Source organism: Vicinamibacteria bacterium (assembly GCA_035620555.1).
In the GTDB taxonomy this organism is placed as follows: Bacteria; Acidobacteriota; Vicinamibacteria; order Marinacidobacterales; family SMYC01; genus DASPGQ01.
This window is the reverse complement of record DASPGQ010000417.1, coordinates 1-4,240: the sequence shown is the minus strand read 5'-3', so window position 1 is coordinate 4,240 and position 4,240 is coordinate 1. Positions and strand designations below refer to the sequence as shown.

Below are 4,240 nucleotides of genomic sequence, written 5' to 3'. Positions count from 1 at the left end.
GATGCGGCGCGAGTAGAAGAGATTGTCCTGGGCGAAGCCGCCGTCTCCACCCATCAGAGAGAAAGAGAGGATATTGGCCCCCTCGACGAAGAAGGGACGTTTCTCCGGAAAGAACGTCTCGAAGGTCGTCAAGTTGACCTCGGAAGGGTCCGCTTCCACCTGTCCGAAGTCCGGGTTCACGGTGAACGTCATGGTGAGGTCGCTCGTTACCGCGAGCTTCCCATCGACGCCGCCGCTGAGATTCTCCCCGCCGCCGGTCGAGAACGGATCTCCCTCTTCGGCCTCGTACCGGTCCGCCTGGGTGAGAGCGTAGGGAAGGATCTCTACCTGACGTTGAGGTGGGACCTCGTCGAGACCGTAGAGCTCTCCGAAGCGGGACACGAAGCCCGAGGCGTCTTTGGGAACGAGCTGCCAGTCGGAGAGCTCTTCGCGGCGATGAAGGCGCCGGCGAACCTGGAGGCCCCATACGCGCGGCTGCCCCGTGCCAAAGCGCAGTTGGGTGAAGGGAATGGCGAGCTCGGCCGTCCATCCCGTGCCGCTCGCTTCAACGCCGACGTGCCACACGGCGTCCCACGTATCGTCCATCCGAGCTCCGTCGCTGGACAGCACGAAATCCGTCTTGACCCCCGCGCTGTTGACGTTGAAAACGAAGGCCGTCTGATTGTCGAAGTAGCTGTCGAGGTAGATCTCGATCTGATCCCCTTGGCGATCGTCCCGGCGGGTGACACGGCTCTCGATGAGCTCTGGCTCGCTGTCGTGCGCGCGAACGGCGACATAGAGATTCGACTCATCGAAAACGATCTGGAAATCGGTGGGCTGGCTGGGAGCTTCTCCCTCGTAGGGCTCCCGCTGGATGAAGCCGCCCTCCCATCTCGTCTCGTTCCAGCACCGGTCATCGAGCAATCCGTCCACGCTGGGCGGAGCCTCGATTCGCGTCGCCCGATACCGTCTCTTTTCGGGCGTCTGGCTCGACGCTTGCGCCGGCAGGGAACGAAGCGCTACCGAGCCGAGCCCGAGCGCCGTTCCCACGATGGCGGACGCGGTCAACCGTCCGAGTCGTGGAGCGAATCGTGTCATGACTGAGCCCGCCCCTCTGAGGATGTCGGCTCTCGGCGGCCAGATCACGCAGACTTAGACGAGACCGGCCACGACCTGGTTTCCATGACAAAGTGGAAATTCGGTCGGAACGTTGGCATCATCGCACATCGAGAGCCGGATAGCCACGCCTCCCGCAGGAGAGGTTCGCCGCTCAGCGTGAAACGGGGACCACGGCAAAGGGGATACGGTAGCTTTGCTGCTCTTCGGGGCGGACGGCCTCGAAGACGTCCACTTCGAACGGCCGGCCGATGCGGTTTCCCGCGAGGTCTTCCAGGATGCCAAGGACGACGAGATGGTAGCTTCCCTCGCGCCACGGCTCGGACGGCGAGAACGACCAACGTGTCTCGTTTCGCGAGATCTCGTGTTGGCCGCTGATGAAAGCCCCGCTCGCATCTTCCACCTCGAGGGCGCGGACCAGGATTTCGTGGTCGAGAGGCTCGGCGAAATCGACGATGAACGGCTCTCGGGCTCCGGCTCCGGGTGCAGTCAGAGACCAGGTCGCCGGGTCGAGGGGTTCCTCGTCCGCCTCGCCCACGCGAAAAGATTTTTCGAAAGCTTCCGCCAGAGGGAGACCCTGCGCGTCACGCCAGTCGGGATCGACGAGGAGCCGGTAGCGCTTGCCTTCTTGGATGGGTCGGCCAAGCTGCTCGTTCGGGAGGATGCCGCGCTTCACCCGCCCCGGGTCGAAGAAAATCGTGTAACGCCTTCGATCGTGATCCCAGAAGTGCTCTCCCAGGGGGAGGAAAGGGTCCAGCACCTCGTTCCCGTTCTCGTCCACCAGGCGAACGAATCGGAGACCATCGCCCCCGCTCATGCTCGCAGAGAAATGAATGTAGACCTTGAGCTGGTTCTCGGGCAGGAGGTCGGTCGAGGGGAAGACGCGGTCCACACGGGTCACCGGTACGCCGACATTCGCGGGAACGTGGAGAATCGTGCTCGTTGGCTCGGCGCCCTCGACCTCGACGCGATAGCTCATTCCCGGCGCGAAGGCGAATATCGGACGGAATCGAAGGACGTCCCCCTCGATCTCGTAGGTGCCCACGACCGCGGGCCGATGGGCGTTGGGGGTGCGTTCGTCGTGAACCGTCACTCGGACGAGCTCCGCCCAGCGGTCATCCTCGCCCGGCGGAAGCCCCGTGATCTCGACGGTGCCGGCTACGAGGGCGATCCGTACGTCCGATGCGGTGGCGAGCGTCGAGAAGAGGCTCGCCACCGCGAAAGTCAGGACGCGCAAAGACGAGGCACCAGCTAGGGCAAGGCGACTTTATGAAGGTTCAGCGCGCCGGAACCGGTCCGCGACATCAATATCGTATGGCCTTCGTCGTAGAAGTCGAGCTGCTCGACCCCCTCGAGCTCGGCGATCGTCTCATAAGCGATTCCCGCCTGATTGCCATCGGGAACGTGCTTGGTGATCCCTTCCTGCGACCCGAAGTCGTCGGTCGGGATCTTCATGACGCCACGGCTCGTATTCGACATGAGGAGGTAGTCCTTCCCTCCCTTCGAGTAGACGATCATATCGAGCGGGCGGTTGCGGTTCCCCAGCTCGGCGATCGTGGTCCCCACGAGCTTCTGACCGGCTTCGAGCTTCGAAATGGGGAACTTCACCAGAGGAGTGCACAGATAACCGGCAATGAGGTGTGGCTCGTCGTCGACGTCATAGGGAACGAAAGTGTAGACCGGTGAGCGGGTCTCCCACTGGCCATGAGCGCCGTGGTAAATCTCCACGCTGGTGCCCTGGTCGACTTTGTCGAAAGGATAGGCGACGGAGCGCAGCTTCGAGGCGAATTCCTCGTTCGAGAGTCCGGCGATGAAGATCCGCCCATTTACGAAAGCCATGTCGGTGACGGTCGCAGCACGCGGATCGCGCCTTGCCGAAGGGTCTGCCTCGGGAGCATTTCCGATCTGCACTTTCGTGTACTTCAGTTTGTCTAGAGAGACCACGTCGATGGTGCCTTCGCCGTCGATGCGCAGAAGGGCGGTCCCCAAATTGGCGCCTGGGCCACGTTCCACGGAAACGAACGCGTTCTTCGAGCGAGGTTCGATGGCCAGGTCAGTCACCGAGATCTCTCGAACATCGGTTCCGAGCATCGCGGCGATCTTCTGATCGATGGCGGGAACGTCCTTGGCTCCCGGGGTCTTTCCCGAGGCTTCGCTTCCGAGATCGAGGGCGTAGATTGTCGCCGCTTTGTTGTCGGCGGCGAAGAGGATCCCTTCGGGACCGAAAGCCAGGGGTCCGATGGATTGGAACGACGCGCCGACGTCAGACGAAACCGTCTCGGCCGACGCGTAGCCCGCGCCCGCTACGAGCGCAAGAGCGGCGAGGCCGATCGTCACTGCGTTCAGTTTCATGAGCATCTCCTCGTTTGGGTTTGTGTTTCGCGAATTCCCGATTCTAGGTCTGGCTGGGAACGATCGCAAGGCGGCGAGCATCATCGACTCGATAGCTGTTTATTGGCTCACATTGTTCGGCACGCCGCCGATTTAAGCTTGGGGCGAAGGGAGGTCGTCGATGCTGGATTGGATGGTCGAGGACGTGCGCGACATGGAAGCGTCGAGCGACCGGCGCCACCGGAAGCTTCCCGCAGGGTCGGACGATCGCTGTCCCCGGCGAGTCAATCGACGGGTCGATCCGTCCTGGTTTCTCGATTCCGCCGAGCGGCGGCTCTATTTGCGCTCGCTCCTCGCCACCCTCGAATAGCGGCCGAGGCTCGCCCGCAGCCTCTCCATGTCCCTTTTCGAAAGCAGGAAACCCCGTCGACTCCGAGACGTGAGCGACCGGTGCGAGAACGCGCCGCGCATGAGACCGTCTTCGCGGTGACCGTTCAAACGCAAGAAGAGGTGACCGAGCTCGTGTGCGAGAACACGGCCGAGCGCCCGGGCGAGGACCCTTTCATCGACGTCGGGGAGCTCCGCTCGATCCCAGTCCCCATCGACCGCACGTGCCACCTGGCCGGCCCAGAGAGTGATACGCCTCGAGCCGAGATGGGTGTGTCCCAGGCGATGGTCGTGCCGGTCGCGGCTACAGCCGAAAACGACGAAATCCGTCGGGCGCTGGTCGACATGGACCATCACCGCAGGTGAAGGATCGTATTCGCCGGGGTCGAGGCTCCATTCCCAGATGACTCCCCCGGGTCGGAATATC

The 4,240-nt window shown here is 62.9% G+C and carries 5 protein-coding genes; 1 reads left to right on the top strand and 4 read right to left on the bottom strand.

The features are described 5' to 3' along the window. The 3 genes from VEK15_17025 to VEK15_17015 all read right to left on the bottom strand — a co-directional run. The coding region (locus VEK15_17025; protein HXV62406.1) for a DUF5916 domain-containing protein at nt 1-1,077 on the bottom strand (1,077 nt) is incomplete at its 3' end. A gap of 172 nt (nt 1,078-1,249) precedes the next feature. Next, complete coding sequence (locus tag VEK15_17020; protein HXV62405.1) at nt 1,250-2,332, bottom strand: hypothetical protein; 1,083 nt, start codon at nt 2,330-2,332, stop codon at nt 1,250-1,252. Nucleotides 2,333-2,346: 14 nt separating this feature from the next. After that, entirely contained in the window at nt 2,347-3,447 is a 1,101-nt protein-coding gene (locus VEK15_17015; protein HXV62404.1) for a hypothetical protein, read from the bottom strand. A gap of 160 nt (nt 3,448-3,607) precedes the next feature. Here VEK15_17015 and VEK15_17010 point away from each other — a divergent pair, with 160 nt between their 5' ends. Further along, nucleotides 3,608-3,796: a hypothetical protein gene (locus VEK15_17010; protein ID HXV62403.1), complete on the top strand. Its 189-nt coding sequence runs from the start codon at nt 3,608-3,610 to the stop codon at nt 3,794-3,796. Here VEK15_17010 and VEK15_17005 read toward each other — a convergent pair. Continuing rightward, a partial coding sequence (locus VEK15_17005) for a hypothetical protein (protein HXV62402.1) occupies nt 3,763-4,240 on the bottom strand: 478 nt, incomplete at its 5' end. The two genes, VEK15_17010 and VEK15_17005, sit on opposite strands and share 34 nt — an antisense overlap.

What these genes read in the sequence shown, in the direction of transcription:
- VEK15_17015 (HXV62404.1), bottom strand. Translation starts at nt 3,447, where the DNA reads ATGAAACTGAACGCAGTGACGATCGGCCTCGCCGCTCTTGCGCTCGTA.
- VEK15_17010 (HXV62403.1), top strand. Translation starts at nt 3,608, where the DNA reads ATGCTGGATTGGATGGTCGAGGACGTGCGCGACATGGAAGCGTCGAGC.